Origin of the sequence: Pseudozobellia thermophila (genome assembly GCF_900141855.1) — a bacterium.
In the GTDB taxonomy this organism is placed as follows: Bacteria; Bacteroidota; Bacteroidia; order Flavobacteriales; family Flavobacteriaceae; genus Pseudozobellia; species Pseudozobellia thermophila.
The window spans coordinates 969,398-985,124 of sequence record NZ_FQYU01000002.1; the positions used below are offsets into that span (position 1 = coordinate 969,398).

Here is a 15,727-nt window from a genome sequence, read left to right on the forward strand (position 1 = left end):
ACGTCAACTGACGGTACCCCCTTATGAAATGGCCAATAGGCCCGTCTGCATTACCCCGAGCAGACGGTCTTTGGCCATACTTATTTTTAGGGTCGGCAGCCTATAGGTGCCCCTGCTGCCTTGATATGAAAAATCACCTACCCCCGGGGATCTTTTTCCGATCGCCTGTACCGATCCATACGGTCCATGGCCTTCACCTCGTACTCCCTTTTCAGTTGCCATAGCGGACGTTCCAGTTGCCCTTCCCAAGCGAATAACTTTTTATACAGGTCGCGTACCTTTTCAGGGTATTCCGACGCCAGATCATGTTCTTCGCGCTCATCTTCGGCTATATGGTACAATTCGGCCGGCCGGTCGGGATAGCGCAATAATTTCCAATCGCCTTCGCGTACCACGCCCCTATTTTCCTTTTTCCAGTACAGAAGCTTATGGGGCCTTCCCCGCTTTTCCCCTGTGATATAGGGCAATAGATCAACCCCGTCCAATCCCTCGATACGGTCGGCATCACCACCAGCGGCATTTACGAAGGTAGGCAGGAGGTCCAAGGTGGAAATAGGCGGTTCGAACCGGCTTCCCGGTCGCGTAACCTTGGGCCATCGCATTAGAAAGGGGACCCTTAACCCGCCTTCGAGGTGGTTGGCCTTGGTACCGCCCAAAGGAAAATTGGAAGAGGCATTGGTATCGGTAGGCCCACCGTTGTCATTGGTATAAATGACAATGGTATTTTCATCAAGTCCCAATTCCTTTAATTTGGCCAAGACCCGGCCACAGGCCCGATCCAGGGCCAGCGTAATGGCCGCAAGGGTCTTTCGCTTTCCCGACAAACCCGGAAACTCCCTTACATCCTCGGGCTTGGCTTCCATGGGGGTGTGTACCCCGTTAAAGGAGAGGTACAAAAAGAAAGGTTGGTTCTTATTCCCTTCTATAAATTGTACGGCCTTTTCGGCCAAGACATCGGTGAGGTATCCCTTGTGTTCCTTAAAGTGGCCTAAATTTTCTTCGAGTCTTTTCTCCGGATACAGGTCTGCGAGTTCATTCTTAGAATAAGGCCAATAACTTCTAGCGCCTCCCCTAAATCCATAGAAGTAGTCGAACCCCCTTTTGAGCGGATGGAATTTATCCTCGCCGCCCATATGCCACTTCCCGAGGATGGCATTTTTGTAACCGAGTTCCTTCAAATGATCCGCCATGGTGGGAATTTGGGTCGGTAGGCCCATGGCCTCGTTGTCAAGTCCGGAAGCGCTCATATAACCGGGCACATTGTTTTCTTCAAAGCCAAAGCGTTGTTGGTATCTTCCCGTCAGCAATCCTGCCCTTGACGGACCACAGACCGCCGCGGTGACATAGGCCTGGCCGAATTGCATTCCCTCGGAGGCGAACTTGTCAAGTTCTGGTGTCTTAAAAACCTCGCTTCCCTGAAAACCGAAATCGCCATATCCGGCATCGTCGGAAAACAGTAGGACAATATTGGGCTTTTCGGTCCTTTTGGTAGCAGGAACCTCGGCGATCTGCCCTTGGGACCCAGGCTCCCCACCCTTATTATCCCATTTGCCTATGAAACCCAAGGTCGATAGGGCGAATAGCACAAAAAAGAATTGGTTATACTTAAACATGGGTCCTGCTCTTATACGACGGAATTGCCAACTGCGATAATCACGATTCCTATGACCATACAGGCCAAGCCACCATAGAGCAACTTTTTGGCCTTGGGCGATGCCATGACCCATTCCTTGGTCACGATGCCGCTCACAATGGCCGTCAATACCGAGGCGGTATTGAATATGGCATAACCTACCGTATTGCCCGAGGCCCCCAGCTTATAGGCGGCATAGGCAAAAAGGGCCGAAGCGGCATAGTGAAAAATGGCCATGATGAGGATCAGGACAAAGTTTTTTCCGAAGGCAGGGGATTTAAATCCGCCCCAGGCCTTTTTTTGGGTCAGTTGCCAAATGAAATAGGCCGTCATTACCACGCCCCCGCTTATAAAGATGGGGAACATGACGGCTACGGCCGTGATCCATTCCGCATTGCCCGCATTTTGACTGGCCTCGTGCAAATAGGGCCTGCCCACGGCATTGGCATAGCTAAAGCCCGTTGCCAGTAATCCACCGACCACGGCGATAAGAATACCTGTGGTCATGGAACCTTTTCCCCTGGAAGCTTCCTCGTTTTCCTTTTCGTCCCTTTCCCGTAAAATACCGGCACGTCCATTGGCCACAATTCCCAATAGAACAACGGCCAGTCCCGCCGATATTAAGGCCAGGGCGTTGGCGGGAGGCAATCCGTCCACCAAGAACGGTAAGAGGGAGCCCACCAGAATAACGGTACCGATAAAAATGGAAAAACCCAACGATAGCCCGATGTGGTTGATGGCCTTGCCCCACATCATGACGCCGGTTCCCCACAGAAAGCTCGAAAGGGCCATTTTTATCCAAATATCCTTGGGCATATTCGAAAAAATATCCACAAAGCCGTCGATAAGGCCTATGGAAGCAACAATGGGGACCACGAACATGGTCAGGATAAAGAAGAGGCTCCAGGTGTTTTCATACTTAAAATCCGCCGTAAACTTTTCGGGCAGGGCGTAAAGCCCCAGCATAACCCCGGCGAAAATGGCTAAAACAATTCCTTCTATCATAGTTTTCGAAATAAGTGGTTGATCGTTATACTATTCAATACTACCAGTCAAAAGAGAAGGTAGTCGTACTTGTAAATTCTTCGTCGGCCTTGAGAAAGGATTTCGGTGCATCTTTCAGGTTGGGGCCGTTGGGCCACCGGTGGGTCTCACAACAAAATCCCCTGTATTTTCCGTATGGCAGTCCGCTTTCCCGCCTCAGTTCGTCCGAGGTATATTTTCCCGTATAAAAGAGCATACCGGGCTCGGTAGTGGCCACTTTCATGGAAATACCGGTCAGGGGACTTCTGAGCGAGGCGACCTCTTTCAGTTCGCCCATGGTATGGTCAAACAGGTAGTAGTGTTCAAAACCATCTCCCATGGCCTTATGTACGTCGCCAATCCTTTTTTCATGCCGCAGATCTTCGGGACTCCCGTCGAGCGACACAATTTCGCCCGTGGCGGCCCCGGAGGAATCCCAGACCTGTTTTTTATCGGAGTCGATCTGGACCCAGTGTTCCTCGACGGTATCCTCAAATCCATTTAAGTTAAAATAGGCGTGATTGGTCATCGAAAAAGGCGTCTCTTGGTCCGACTTTGCCCAATAATCTATGGTAAGCCTGTTGGCATTGTTCAAGGAAAAAGTGACTTGTACATCGACGTTACCGGGGAAGCCTTCCTCCAAATGGCCGCTTTTCAGTTTCATTTGGACGTAAGCCGAGTTCTCCCCCTCTCCCATCTTGGCCTTCCACAACCGCTTATCGAATCCCTTGGTGCCCCCGTGCAGGTTATTGGCGCCGCAGTTCGGGGCCAATTGGTACAAGGTATCGTTCAGATAAAATCGGGCGTCCTTAATTTGGGAGGTGTACCTGCCGATCGTACCTCCGAAATAGGGTGCGTTTTCTGTATATTCCCTTGAAAAATAAGTTTCGAAAGAATCGAATCCACAGGTAATTTCCAAGGGTTTTCCCTCGCCTACCGGAATTCGAATGGACTGGACCGTCGCCCCGTAGTTCAATACGGTAACCGTCATGCCCTTATCATTTTCCAAGGTAAATGCATGAACGGGTTGATCATCCAAAAGGCCAAAATCGGTTTGATACGCTCTCATACGAATAAAATTATTGAAGATAGGGTTCTAATTTTTCCCAATTAAAGGTAACGCCCACCCCAGGTGTATCGGGGGCAACCGCCCTGTGGTTTTCGACCACCAAGGGCCTTAGGGTATATTCGTCGATCGGAAAGCTGTGCACCTCCAACCATCCGGCATTGGGCTGTGCCGAGACCAAGCTCACGTGCAGTTCCTGCATCCCATGGGAACAGGCCGGAATACCGTGCTTATCCGCCATTTGGGCCGCTTTCAACCATCCCGTCACCCCACCGCAATTGGAGGCATCGGGCTGTATATAGGACAGTTTGGATTGTTCGAAGGCATACTCAAATTCGTGGATGGTATGCAAGTTTTCGCCCATGGCCAACGGGAAACCCGTCCGGTCGACTATTTCGGCATAGCCCTTATAGTTATCGGGAATGATGGGCTCCTCGAACCAAGTAATATCGTAGGGCCTAAACCCTTCGATGGCCGCAATGGCCTTTTCTACGGTCATGGAGTAGTTGGCATCTACCATAAAGGTGATATCGGGACCGATAAACTCGCGGACCGCCTTGATGCGTTCGAGGTCTTCGTTCAAATTTTCGCGGCCAATCTTAATTTTTACCGCATTGAACCCCTTGTTCAGGTAGCCCTCCATATTTTTCAGCAATTTCCCGATAGGGAACTGCAGATCGATACCACCGCAGTAGGCCTTACAGGTATTCGAACTCCCACCGGCCATTTTCCACAGGGGCTGACCGGCCCTTTTGCATCGGATATCCCAAAGGGCGATATCTATGGTCGAAATGGCAAAGGAGGCAATGCCTCCCCTGCCAACATAGTGGATATGCCATTCCATAAAATCGTAGAGGCCCTCGATGTCGGAACCGTCCTTGCCAATCAATGCCGGTGCCAGGTCAAACTCCACCATGGCCTTGATGGCATGGCCGCCCTTGCCCCCGGTATAGGTATACCCGGTACCTTCACTACCGTCTTCGAGCTTAATAGTGGTGGTCACCAGTTCAAAATGGGTGTGATCACCGTGTTTGGCATCGTTCATCACTTCGGGCAAAGGCACCCTAAACAAGCGGCAGTCTATAGTTTTTATCGTGTTTCCCATAACGATCAAGGTGTATGTCTTACGTAAAAGGTCTTTTTTTCGAGATACTGTTCGAATCCGTATTTTCCATCCTCGCCTCCCGAACCGCTCAGTTTATACCCGTTGTGAAACCCTTGATGTTGTTCGCCATGCCCTCGATTTACATAGATTTCGCCATATTCGAGTGCCTCGTTGCACTTCATGATGGTATTCATGTCGTTGGTAAAAATCATGGCGGCAAGTCCGTATTCACAATCGTTGGCATAGCCAATGACCTCGTCAAAGGTCTTGAACTTAAGCACGGGCAGGATGGGACCGAAGGACTCTTCGTGTACAATGGTCATGTCTTGCGTTACATTGGTCAGTACGGTAGGTTCGAACCAAAAACCCTTTTCAAACATTTCTCCTTCGGGCCGTTTGCCTCCTACTGCAACCGTAGCCCCCTCCTTGATACTGGTTGCCACCAAGTGCTCGATATGTTCCAGTTCGGACCTGTTGACCTTGGGGCCCATTTCCGTTTCGTCAAGCATGGGATCCCCAACCTTTAAGGCCTTGGTCCTTGCCAAAAATTTCTCCATAAAAGTGTCGTAGACATCCTCATGTACGTACATCCGCTCATTACAGGTACACACTTGTCCGCAGTTGTCGAACCTGGAATGCAGGGCCGCTTCGACAGCCGCATCGATATGGGCATCGGCAAAGACGATGAAAGGGGCCTTTCCCCCGAGTTCCAATTGTACATGGGTAAGGTTCTGTGCGGCCAACTTGGCGATCTGTTGGCCCACAGGGGTCGACCCGGTCATGGTGACCATCTTGGTAATGGGGCTCCCTACCAAGGCCGAGCCCATTTCCCTGCCCGGTCCGGTCAAAATATTGATGACCCCATTGGGAATACCCACCTTTTGGGCAATATGGCCCAATTCCAGGGTAGCCAGGGGCGTTTCTGAAGTAGGTTTTATAACCACGGTATTTCCGGCGATCAAGGCAGGCCCCAATTTACGGCCGGCCAAGGCCAACGGGAAATTCCATGCGGTAATGGCCACCACTACCCCCCGGGGAATCTTTTGGATCCAGATCTGCTCGTTAGGCTCATCGGAAGGAACAATATCCCCCTCGATCCTTCGTGCCCATTCGCAGGCGTATTCTATAAATGAAGCCGTAACGGCCACCTCCGATTTGGCCACTCTTAAAAGTTTGCCCTGTTCCTGGACTAAAAGCTTGGCCAGGTAATCGGATTGTGCCTTGATTTCCTGGGCAAATCGGTAAAGCAGCTCGGCTCTTTTCCTGGCCGGAAGCAACTTCCACGACTTCTGTGCCCGGTCTGCGGCTTCCAGGGCTTGTTCGGCTTCGCCGATGGTGCCGTTTTGAACCTTGGCGACCAGTTCCTCGGTGGTGGGGTTGATTACATCTATGGTTTCCCCGGAGGAGGACGTACGCCACTCCCCATCTATAAACAGTTGATATTCCTTTACTTCTGACATTTTAAAATTTTCAATCGGTTAGTGTTTATTTTATCTTCCCATCCATCCGCCGTCTACCAGCATAATACTGCCATGCATATAGTCCGATGCGCTTGAGGCCAAAAAGACGGCCGGCCCGGCAAAATCTTCCGGTTCGCCCCATCTTCCCGCAGGAATACGGCTCAATATCGAATTGGCCCTATCGGGGTCGTTTCGAAGGGCTTCGGTATTATCGGTACTTATATAGCCCGGTGCTATGGCGTTGACGTTGACCCCGCTTCCGGCCCATTCGTTTGCGAATGCCATGGTCAATTGCCCCACGGCGCCCTTACTTGCCGCATAGCCCGGAACGGTAATGCCCCCTTGAAAAGTGAGCAGGGATGCCGTAAAGATTATTTTTCCTGATTTGCGTTTTACCATTTCCTTTCCCAATTCGCGGGTCAAAATGAATTGTGCATTTTGATTGACCTCGATCACCTTGTCCCAGTATTCGTCCGGATGCTCAACGGCCGGGGCCCTTAATATGGTTCCCGCGTTATTGACCAAGATGTCTATCTGCGGATGGTCTTGTTTTAATTCCTTGATAAATGCATATAGTTCATCCCTCTTACTAAAATCGCAGGTATAGGCATTGAACTTGCCCCCAAGGGCCTGTATTTCCTTTTCTACCTCGCTCCCCGATTTTTCAAGGGTGGCACTGACGCCGATAACATGGGCCCCAGCTTCGGCCAGGCCAATGGCCATGGCTTTTCCGATTCCCCTTTTGGCGCCCGTAACCAAGGCGGTCTTTCCCTTTAAACTAAATTTTTCGAGTATTCCCATAGTATTCCAATCTACAATTGACAGTCCATTAACACTTTGAGCCCGTCAGGGTTCCCATCTATCTTTTTGAAGACCTCCTGAATCTGGGTCAGGGGCTGTACATCGGTAATCATATCTTCCAAGGGCAGTTCTTTTTTGGTTACCAAATCGATGGCCCTGTCGTAGTCTTCCCGTTCGTAAACACGTGCTCCGATAAGTTCCAGCTCCTTCCAAAAAAACTTAAAAAGGTCTACCGGTTTTTTCTCGCCGTGAATGGCGACCATTACGATCCTTCCCCTAATTCCGGCCACCTCCGTCATAACATCGAGGGCCGGTTGAACCCCTGCCACCTCAAAAACCACATCGGCCCTTCGGTCGGCGGTCTTCGACTTTACATACTCGACCAAATCGGTCTGGGTGGGGTCGACAACCTGCAGGCCCAATTGCTTGGCCTTCGCTATCCTGTTTGCGTTGACCTCGGAAACAATGACCTGGGCCCCGCCACTTTTGGCAACCAAGGCGACCAAAAGGCCTATAGGCCCTCCACCGAGAACGACGGCGGTCTCATCCGGTCGCAATCGGCTCCTTCGGACGTCGTGTACGGCCACGGCCAAGGGCTCAACCAGGGCCGCCAATTTTAAATCGGTCGTTGGGTCCAATTTATGGAGCACAAAGGCGGGCACGTTCCAATACTGTTGCATGGCGCCCGGGCTATCGATCCCTATGAACTTCAATTCTTCGCAAATATGGTTGTACCCCTTGTCGGACGGTTTGGCCATTCGGTCATCCAAAGGACGGACGACCACCTTCTCCCCCACAGAGAACCCCTCCACGCCATCGCCAACGGCATCGATTACCCCTGACATTTCATGACCAATGGTTTCAGGAATGCGAACCCTCTTGTCCATCATTCCGTGGTAGATGTGGACGTCGGTTCCACAAACCCCCACATAGGCCACTTTTATACGCACCTCCCCCTTGGCAGGCGCACTCATTTCCTTATCAATAACCGAAAATGTGCGGTTACCCACGTACTGTGTTGCTTTCATATGTGTATTGAAATCTAGTTTTTAATCCTCTACCTTGACCCCTTTTGCCAGGTGTCTTCTAATTTTTCGCGATGAAAACCTCATGATGCTCTGGTAATCACCGTTGTTATAGATATGGGTCAGGCCCCAATCCAATATTTTTATCGGGTCTTCATCACTGGTCAACGACCTATTCAGGCCTATGGCGTGGGGTGCGCTTTTAATGGAGGCCACGATTTCAAAATTGATGCCGTCGGGGGCATACTGTATGGTGTTTTTTTCGGGCCCATCGGTAGTGATCAGGGAAGCGATACCGTCTTTGTAAGGCCACACACAAATTTCATGGCCGCTATTGCTAATGGGATTGTAGGGCGATTTTACATAGGGGCCCAGGGGATTGTCGGCTATCGCCACCCCATGGCGTATCTGCCTGCCCCCAAATGTTATCTGTTCGCCCATTTGCTCCCCTTTGTAATAGAGATAGAACTTGCCCTTATAAGGAATGATACAAGGGTCGTGCACCTTATGGCTATCGAAGTCGCCTTTCTTTTCAACGGCGAACCTATTCTGCTCGGTACCTTTCCACACCCCATTGTCAGCCGGACTTAAAATGGGCTTGTCCAGTTTGGTCCAAGGTCCATCGGGCGAATCGGCCCAAGCCAGTCCAATTTGATTTTTAACGCGGACGTTATAGGGCGATTTTACGGTCTGGTAGCACAAATAATATTTTCCATCATACTCCATGATCTCTACCGTAAAGACGGAACGATCGTCGTAAGACCCCTTTTCGCCCCGGGGCACGGCCATACCTTCTTCCTTCCATGTCCACCCGTCCTCGGAAGTGGCGTACCAAATATCGCATCGGTCCCAAGGGAATACCTTATCATTCTCGATATCGCCCCCAAAACCCTGGGTAGGCCCTACGCTCTTGCTGTACCACACATAGTACTTTCCATTGTGCTTGAGCAAGGCACTTGGGTCTCTGCGCACCACACCTTCCTCATAGGCCAGATCACCCTTTAAAGGTTCGTATCCGTTAAACTCCAAAAACCATTCGTTCCCTATTTTGGGCCATTGCAAGGCCCTCTTACTGGCCGCGCTTAGGTATTCCCTATTGGTTATACCCAGATGATCCATCTGTTCATCGGAGACCTCGATTTTTTGACCGTTATCACCTTCGTCACAGGGTTCACCCTTTTCCCTAGGGGCCGTATTGCAACCGAAACCGAGCACGAGTAACCCGACCGGTATACATTTGAAAAATTTGCTTGTTGTCATTTTTATATGGTAAAATTTATATGGTTAGCTTATTTACATGTAAAAGGCGCTTATTATATGGCCATTTGCAATCCCGATACCGGGGCGCATTCCTCAATAAATGTGGAGGGCGATTTTCCAAAGAATTTCCTAAAGCATTTACTGAAATAATTGGGGTCGGAAAACCCTACCTGATAGGCGACATCCGAAATTCGCGAGGGTCCTTGTTCCAACAGCCCGGCGGCGCATTTCAGTCGTTCGGTCCTCATAAATTCTTGGGGAGACATGCCCGTAAGGCCCTTTAACTTACGAAACAGGGTCGATCGGCTAACATGCATATCACAGGCCAGGTCATCGACCCAGTAGCTATCGTCGGAAAGGTTCTCCTTCATCAACCGAACCACCCTTTTCATAAATTCTTGGTCATAGCTTCCCTTTTCGGTATTCAAAACCATTGCCCCATCCATATTTTCAACACTTTTTAAAAGGCCACTCGCCTTGAACAGCCCATCGATCTCATTTTTTGAAAGATCCACCTTTACCTGCTCCGGGAATTTGATCCTTGAACGCAGGGTGCACATTTGGCGAAAGCCCTTGATACGCGAAATAATGGCACTGGGCAAACTATCCGAACCAGCCAAAACCCCACAACTAATATTGACATGGTTACCTCCTTCATCAATATATTTCAGCTGAAGCTCCAAGGTACCCAATTCCATATTGAAATCGTTCCCCTCTTCAACAGCGGCCGCTTTTTTCTGGTATTTTAACTTTTCAATTAGTTTCATATAGGAAACTTATTTCATATATGAACCAAATATATAAAAATTTTGAAACCCCATTGCCGATAGGGCTGTTTTTTTTAGTTAAAATTTCACATCCCCTAAAAAATGATTGCCTAAATCGACAAAAACAAAATGAGACAAAAAGACCACGAACAATCAAAACACACGATTATCCGTGGTAGAACCAAGGTCAATGTAATGGAAAAAGGGTTATCAGGAAGACTTCCTGCAGCTTGTTTACAAGGTCGGTAACGGGTGGGAAAGAAGCACCATCAAAGGTCGCCCTGTTTTAAATACCCCAGTTTTTTGGAAATCTCCATGGCGTATTTTTTGACGATTTCGCCCTTGTTCCCAAATTCGGAAGAAGGCAGCCTACCGTCGGGGCCGGTAATCCAAATAGCGGCGACGGGAGACCCCGACTCGTCAAAGATGGGTGCCCCTACACAATTGATTCCCTGAATATCCTCGCTGTGGTCTATCGCATAGCCCTTGGCCTTGACTTCTTTCAAGGACTTGATGTAGTCTTTTTTCGAGACGATGGTGTTTTCCGTGAATTTTTCGAGCTTTACGTTCTCCAAAATCCGGTTTCTTTCGTCTTCCTCCATATAGGCCAGGATGCTTTTGCCCCCAACCGAGCTATGAAGGCTGAACTGGGTTCCCTGTTCGACAAAAAGTTTTACGGGGTAAGAAGAGGGTACCTGCTCCAAAATGGTTCCCTTATCCCCAAGGAGAATACCCAACATGACGGACTCCTTGGTCTCGTCCCTAAGCGCCCTCATGGCGTCGATCGAGTTTTCGACTATGCTTTGCTCGCTCAAGGATGATATCCCCAAACTTAAGATCTTGCGGGTCAAGGTGAGTTTTTTGGTCGTTTCGTTCTTTTGAAGGTAATTTCTAAAGATAAGGGTGCTGGTGATCCTGAACGCGCTCGACTTTGCGATATCCAGCTCGTCCATTATTTCGGCCAAGCTTAATCCTTTGGGTTTGGAAGACAACAATTCGATAATCATCAAGGCCCTTTCCAAATTGGGAACGTTGTAATTGGACTTTAATTCTTCCTTCTTTTTCGCCATGGGGTTACAAATATGTCGCTAATATAAAGTTTCTGGTCAAAATTGTCTTTTACCGCCTAAGGTTTGCCCAAGATTTTGGACAGAGCCTACCAATTCGTAAGCGAACCGTCGCCCCTTTTAAGCCTAGGTATTTCGATAGGTTCAAATTTATGTTGCAAGGCATGTGATTCATCAAAATCGACTCCTAGGCCCGGCGTATCGGGTACCGGATATCTGGCTCCTTCCAACCTAGGTTGTACGGGATAAAATTGGGTATCGTTGGTACCCATTTGTTGTGCCGGGGTGTTTATTTCCTCCATCCAACCAAAGTTGGGCACTGCCGCTGCCAAGTGTATGGTAGCCGCCGTACAGATGGGCCCCAAGGGATTGTGCGGCATTAAATCGATATAATGCGTCTCGGCCATGGCGGCAACCTTCATACTTTCCGTAAGCCCGCCCACATTACATACATCGATTCTGGCGTATTGGGTCAGGTTCCTTTCCAAAAAAGGCTGAAACTGCCACTTACTACTAAACTCCTCGCCAATGGCAAAGGGCACATCGACCAGTGTTCGCAAGCTCTCATAGGCCACTGGGCTTTCGTCCCTAATGGGTTCCTCCAAAAAATCCAGGGTACCCTTGGGCATCCGGTTCATAAAATAGCTGGTTTCTGGAGGCGATAAGCGGGTATGATAGTCCAAACCAATGATAACCGACGGCCCCAATTCCTTCCTTAATTCAATCAACCAGCCACTGAGCAAGGTGATGGATTCAAGGGGCTCAAAGGTATCGCGGTCCGGCTTTGATTCAAATTCGGCCGGGGCAAGTCTCAAGACCTTCCAACCTTCGGCCACGCAGGTTTTACAGAATTGAAAGAGTTCCTCTTTGTCGGTAAACCTTACCGAGGCAAAGCAGTCTACATAATCCCTTTGCCGGCCCCCGAGCAATTCGTAAACGGGTACCCCCAAGGCCTTTCCCTTAATATCGTAAAGGGCTATGTCTATGGCCGAAATGGCGGCGGAAAGGACCCTGCCCCCTTCAAAGTATTGACCTCGGTACATGGCCTGCCAGTGGGCCCCTATCTTAAAAACATCCGCGCCCACCAGTAGTTTTTTGTAGTGTTCAATGGCCCCTACAACGGCCAGTTCCCTTCCCGAGAGGCCCGAAGCGCCCCATCCGTAAATTCCGTTGTCGGTTTCGACCTTGACGACCAGTTGGCTTCCATTCGCCACGTTGATGGGGAAAGTCTTTATGTCCTTTATTTTCATACTTTCTTTATTTTTTACTTTTTTTCCGTGTTCCGTTCGGGTTTTATCGCAGGTTATTCCAACCTTTTTACCTTTCCTACCATAAAGGTATAGAAGAGAAATCCTAAAAGTGCCAATACCCCTACAAAGAACAAGGCCGGCGAAAAGTCCCCGTCCTTTACGAGATATCCGATTATGACCGGAACCACGATAGCCGATAATCCACCGATAAAATTAAAGGCCCCGCCCGTTAGTCCCATCAAATTTTTCGGTGCCATAAGCGAAATAAAGACCCAGGCAATACTGGCCAGACCGTTACCAAAAAATGCGATGGACAAAAACAGGATAACCAGTGCCGTATTGTCGGTGTAATTGGCGCCGACAATGGCCGTAGACAAAAGCAGCCCGAGCAAAACGGGAGCTTTTCGGGAGACTTCGGGTGAAAATCCCTTTCTTACCATAAGGTCGGAACCAAACCCCGACATCAATACCCCCACAAAAGCGGCCAAATAAGGAAGGGAGGCCAGAAAACCCGATTGGATAAAGTCGAGCCCCCGGTACTTTACCAAGTAGGTCGGGAACCAGGTCAGGAAAAAGATCGAGGTCGCCCCCAAGCAAAACTGCCCCAAGTAAACGCCCCACAGCTTACGGTAGGAAAACACCTTTTTGATATCGGACAGGTTAAAATCCGGTACCATTCCCGACTTGGTCCCATCTTCAAAAACCCCACCTCCCTTTTTTATCATTTCAAGTTCGTCCTTACTTACGGTTTTATGGTTTTGCGGATCGCGATAGCGGAGGTACCAGACCAGGGCCCACAGCAAACCAACGGCGCCCGACACATAAAAAAGTCCACGCCATCCCAAATGGCTTTGTATAATGGCAAGTATGGGAAGCAGAAAGGCCATTCCCAAGAACTGCCCGGAAGTATAGATACCAATGGCCGAGGCCCGCTCGCTTTCGGGAAACCACCGACTGACCACCAAATTGTTGATGGGATAGGAGGGCGCCTCAAAAACACCGATAGAGGCCCTTAGCCCCAACAAGGCCGCAAAGGAGTTGACCATTCCCTGAACGAGGGTCGCTATGGACCACAATGCCAGCAATAGGGCATATAGCAACCTGGAGTTTAAACGATCGGCCACAAAGCCTCCCGGAATTTGCAGAATGGCATAGGTCCATGCAAAAGCCGAAAAGATGTAACCCAGTTGCACCGAGTCCAATCCCAAATCATTTTGCAGTGCCGATGCCGCAATCGAAATATTGGTTCTATCCAAATAATTAATGACCACGGTTATAAAAACCATGGCCAAAACAGAATATCTTTTTTTTGTCATTTTTGGCATATCTTCCATCTAAACCCTTTTTATTCCAAATTCCAACTTTGAAGAACCAAAAGAAAATTACGAAGTAAATTTTGGTTTTCGGATAATTAAACGGTGGCCGAACGAATCGGCCACCGTTTCACTAAACTAACAACAACTCTATATCCCCTGTTTTTGGGCTATAATCTTCAAGCTCTAATATCCATTTGGTATCAATACCCCTTCTTGTAGGTCTAATTGAACTTGGGGAATGGGCCAATACTCATTCTTACCGGCCGCAAAAGAACTTCCCTTCAACCAAGGCAACTTGTCGTCTTTGAGCTCACTGGCCAAATAGGTATTAAGCGTATTTTCGGCAATGCCCCATCGTACCAAATCGAAAAACCGCATTCCTTCAAGGGCAAATTCGAGTCTCATTTCGTGGCGAACCGCCTTTCTGGCAAATTCCTCATCGGGAAAAGAGGGATAGAGCCCCAGTTTATAATTGGCCGCCGGCTGCGATTCATCGACCACAATGGGGTCGTCGGCACTAAAGCGGGTATTGGCCACTTTGCCCATTACGATGTCGTCCATTGAACGGCTCCTTATCTGGTTGACCAAGGTCAAGGCCGTGGCCAGGTCCCCTTCCTCTACGGCTACCTCGGCCCTCCAGAGTATGACATGGCCCAAGCGCAACAACCTGAAGTTATTGCCATTGACCCCCGGGGCCCAATAGCTCGACTCGGTAGAAATAACGCCTAAATTGCGCTTGTAGAACATATTTTTCTTGTTCAGGAAGGGTCCCATATTAAGTTGGTCCTGCATCCAATCGCTGCCGCTCATGGGGCCCCAATCCAAGAAGGGTATCCCGCGCCTGCCTATGGTCCAATCGACCCGGGGGTCCAATAGATGATCGGTCGGGGTAAAATCCTCGGTATCCAGTACTTTGTAATCCTCGACCAACAGATCGTCCTGAAAGGTGTCCAGCATAGGCAATCCGTCCGCATCTACCTTAAAGGCATTGAACAAGTCAAAGGAAGGCGCACTGTAGGCACAGCATAGGCCCACATCCTGCCCCCTTGGATACAAGGTTTGATGGTCTATACCGGAATTGGCCACCCCGGCACCGTCATTTACCGAGTATTGAATTTCGAATATGCTCTCCCCGTTGTTCTGGTGCTCTTCGTCGAAGTTGTTGTAAAAATGGTCTTCAAGTTGAAACGGGCCGTTATCGATGATGTTGTCCAAAAGGGGCTTGGCGGCCGCGAATTCTTTTTGGAACAGGTGCACCCTTGCCTTTAGGGCCATGGCCGCCCAACTGGAGGCCCGCCCCACCTCGGAGGGCGAAGGGTCTAAATTGTCGATACCGAACTGCAGGTCGTTTTCTATATCGTCCCATACCTCACGGTCGTTGGTAACGGTAAGTGGATCATCGTTTTCGGTGATGTAGGGTATTTTTTCAAACTTGATCCGCAATTGAAAATGGAACCAGGCCCTTAAAAACCGGGCTTCGGCCGCAAGTTGACTTGCAGTAGCCGCAGAAATTTCAGAATCGGCCTTTTGTAGCACCCTCAAGACATCGTTGGCACGGGCCACCCCGTCGTAATTGATCCCCCAGGCCCCGCTGAGCCATTCGTTATCGGACCTCACCTCGTATCTTTCAATATCGTTGATTTGGGACCAGCCCCCATTGGCATCGCCCCTGTGCATATCATCAGAGGGCACATCGCCCCAGATCCAGTTGGTTCCCGAGGCCTCGCCCGTTCCGCCATTGGGGCTGCCCGTACTACTATACCCATCGATCATTGAATAGGCCCCGATGAGTAGGGCATTGACCCCATCTTCATTGACCAAGGTGTTCTCGTTTACCGTACCCATCGGTTCCTCGTTTAAAAAATCGTCGCTACAAGATCCGGCCAAGACTAAAAGGACAATAGCCAGATTTCTAATACATACTATATTTTTCATGATTCTATTATTTTTTCGT

Annotated in this window: 13 protein-coding genes; all 13 read right to left on the minus strand. The window is 49.5% G+C overall.

The genetic code is table 11. The features are described from left to right. Positions 1-137: 137 nt before the first annotated feature. The 13 genes from BUB37_RS09235 to BUB37_RS09295 all read right to left on the minus strand — a co-directional run bounded on the left by BUB37_RS09235 (position 138) and on the right by BUB37_RS09295 (position 15,708). Positions 138-1,613, minus strand: coding sequence for a sulfatase-like hydrolase/transferase (locus BUB37_RS09235; RefSeq protein ID WP_094766632.1), 1,476 nt, complete (start codon positions 1,611-1,613; stop codon positions 138-140). 11 nt (positions 1,614-1,624) lie between these two features. Further along, on the minus strand, positions 1,625-2,638 hold the full coding sequence (locus tag BUB37_RS09240; protein WP_072992156.1) for an L-rhamnose/proton symporter RhaT: 1,014 nt from the start codon (positions 2,636-2,638) through the stop codon (positions 1,625-1,627). A gap of 40 nt (positions 2,639-2,678) precedes the next feature. Further along, complete coding sequence (locus tag BUB37_RS09245; RefSeq protein WP_072992160.1) at positions 2,679-3,725, minus strand: aldose epimerase family protein; 1,047 nt, start codon at positions 3,723-3,725, stop codon at positions 2,679-2,681. A gap of 10 nt (positions 3,726-3,735) precedes the next feature. Next, positions 3,736-4,827: a mandelate racemase/muconate lactonizing enzyme family protein gene (locus BUB37_RS09250; protein WP_072992806.1), complete on the minus strand. Its 1,092-nt coding sequence runs from the start codon at positions 4,825-4,827 to the stop codon at positions 3,736-3,738. Between the two features lie 5 nt (positions 4,828-4,832). Beyond that, on the minus strand, positions 4,833-6,287 hold the full coding sequence (gene aldA / locus BUB37_RS09255; protein ID WP_072992164.1) for an aldehyde dehydrogenase: 1,455 nt from the start codon (positions 6,285-6,287) through the stop codon (positions 4,833-4,835). Positions 6,288-6,317: 30 nt separating this feature from the next. After that, on the minus strand, positions 6,318-7,082 hold the full coding sequence (locus tag BUB37_RS09260; RefSeq protein ID WP_170863147.1) for an SDR family NAD(P)-dependent oxidoreductase: 765 nt from the start codon (positions 7,080-7,082) through the stop codon (positions 6,318-6,320). A gap of 17 nt (positions 7,083-7,099) precedes the next feature. Further along, complete coding sequence (locus BUB37_RS09265; RefSeq protein WP_072992170.1) at positions 7,100-8,116, minus strand: zinc-dependent alcohol dehydrogenase; 1,017 nt, start codon at positions 8,114-8,116, stop codon at positions 7,100-7,102. A gap of 21 nt (positions 8,117-8,137) precedes the next feature. Continuing rightward, entirely contained in the window at positions 8,138-9,232 is a 1,095-nt protein-coding gene (locus tag BUB37_RS09270; protein ID WP_244526789.1) for a glycoside hydrolase family 117 protein, read from the minus strand. A gap of 194 nt (positions 9,233-9,426) precedes the next feature. Beyond that, on the minus strand, positions 9,427-10,140 hold the full coding sequence (locus BUB37_RS09275) for a helix-turn-helix domain-containing protein (RefSeq protein WP_072992176.1): 714 nt from the start codon (positions 10,138-10,140) through the stop codon (positions 9,427-9,429). 269 nt (positions 10,141-10,409) lie between these two features. Beyond that, positions 10,410-11,210, minus strand: a complete 801-nt coding sequence (locus tag BUB37_RS09280; protein WP_072992180.1) for an IclR family transcriptional regulator — start codon at positions 11,208-11,210, stop codon at positions 10,410-10,412. Between the two features lie 86 nt (positions 11,211-11,296). Then, entirely contained in the window at positions 11,297-12,457 is a 1,161-nt protein-coding gene (locus BUB37_RS09285; RefSeq protein ID WP_072992183.1) for a mandelate racemase/muconate lactonizing enzyme family protein, read from the minus strand. 53 nt (positions 12,458-12,510) lie between these two features. Beyond that, positions 12,511-13,773 carry an MFS transporter gene (locus BUB37_RS09290; RefSeq protein ID WP_094766661.1) on the minus strand — a complete coding sequence of 421 codons (1,263 nt, stop codon included), beginning with the start codon at positions 13,771-13,773 and terminating at the stop codon, positions 12,511-12,513. Positions 13,774-13,956: 183 nt separating this feature from the next. Continuing rightward, positions 13,957-15,708, minus strand: coding sequence for a RagB/SusD family nutrient uptake outer membrane protein (locus BUB37_RS09295; protein WP_072992189.1), 1,752 nt, complete (start codon positions 15,706-15,708; stop codon positions 13,957-13,959). Between the last annotated feature and the right edge of the window lie 19 nt (positions 15,709-15,727).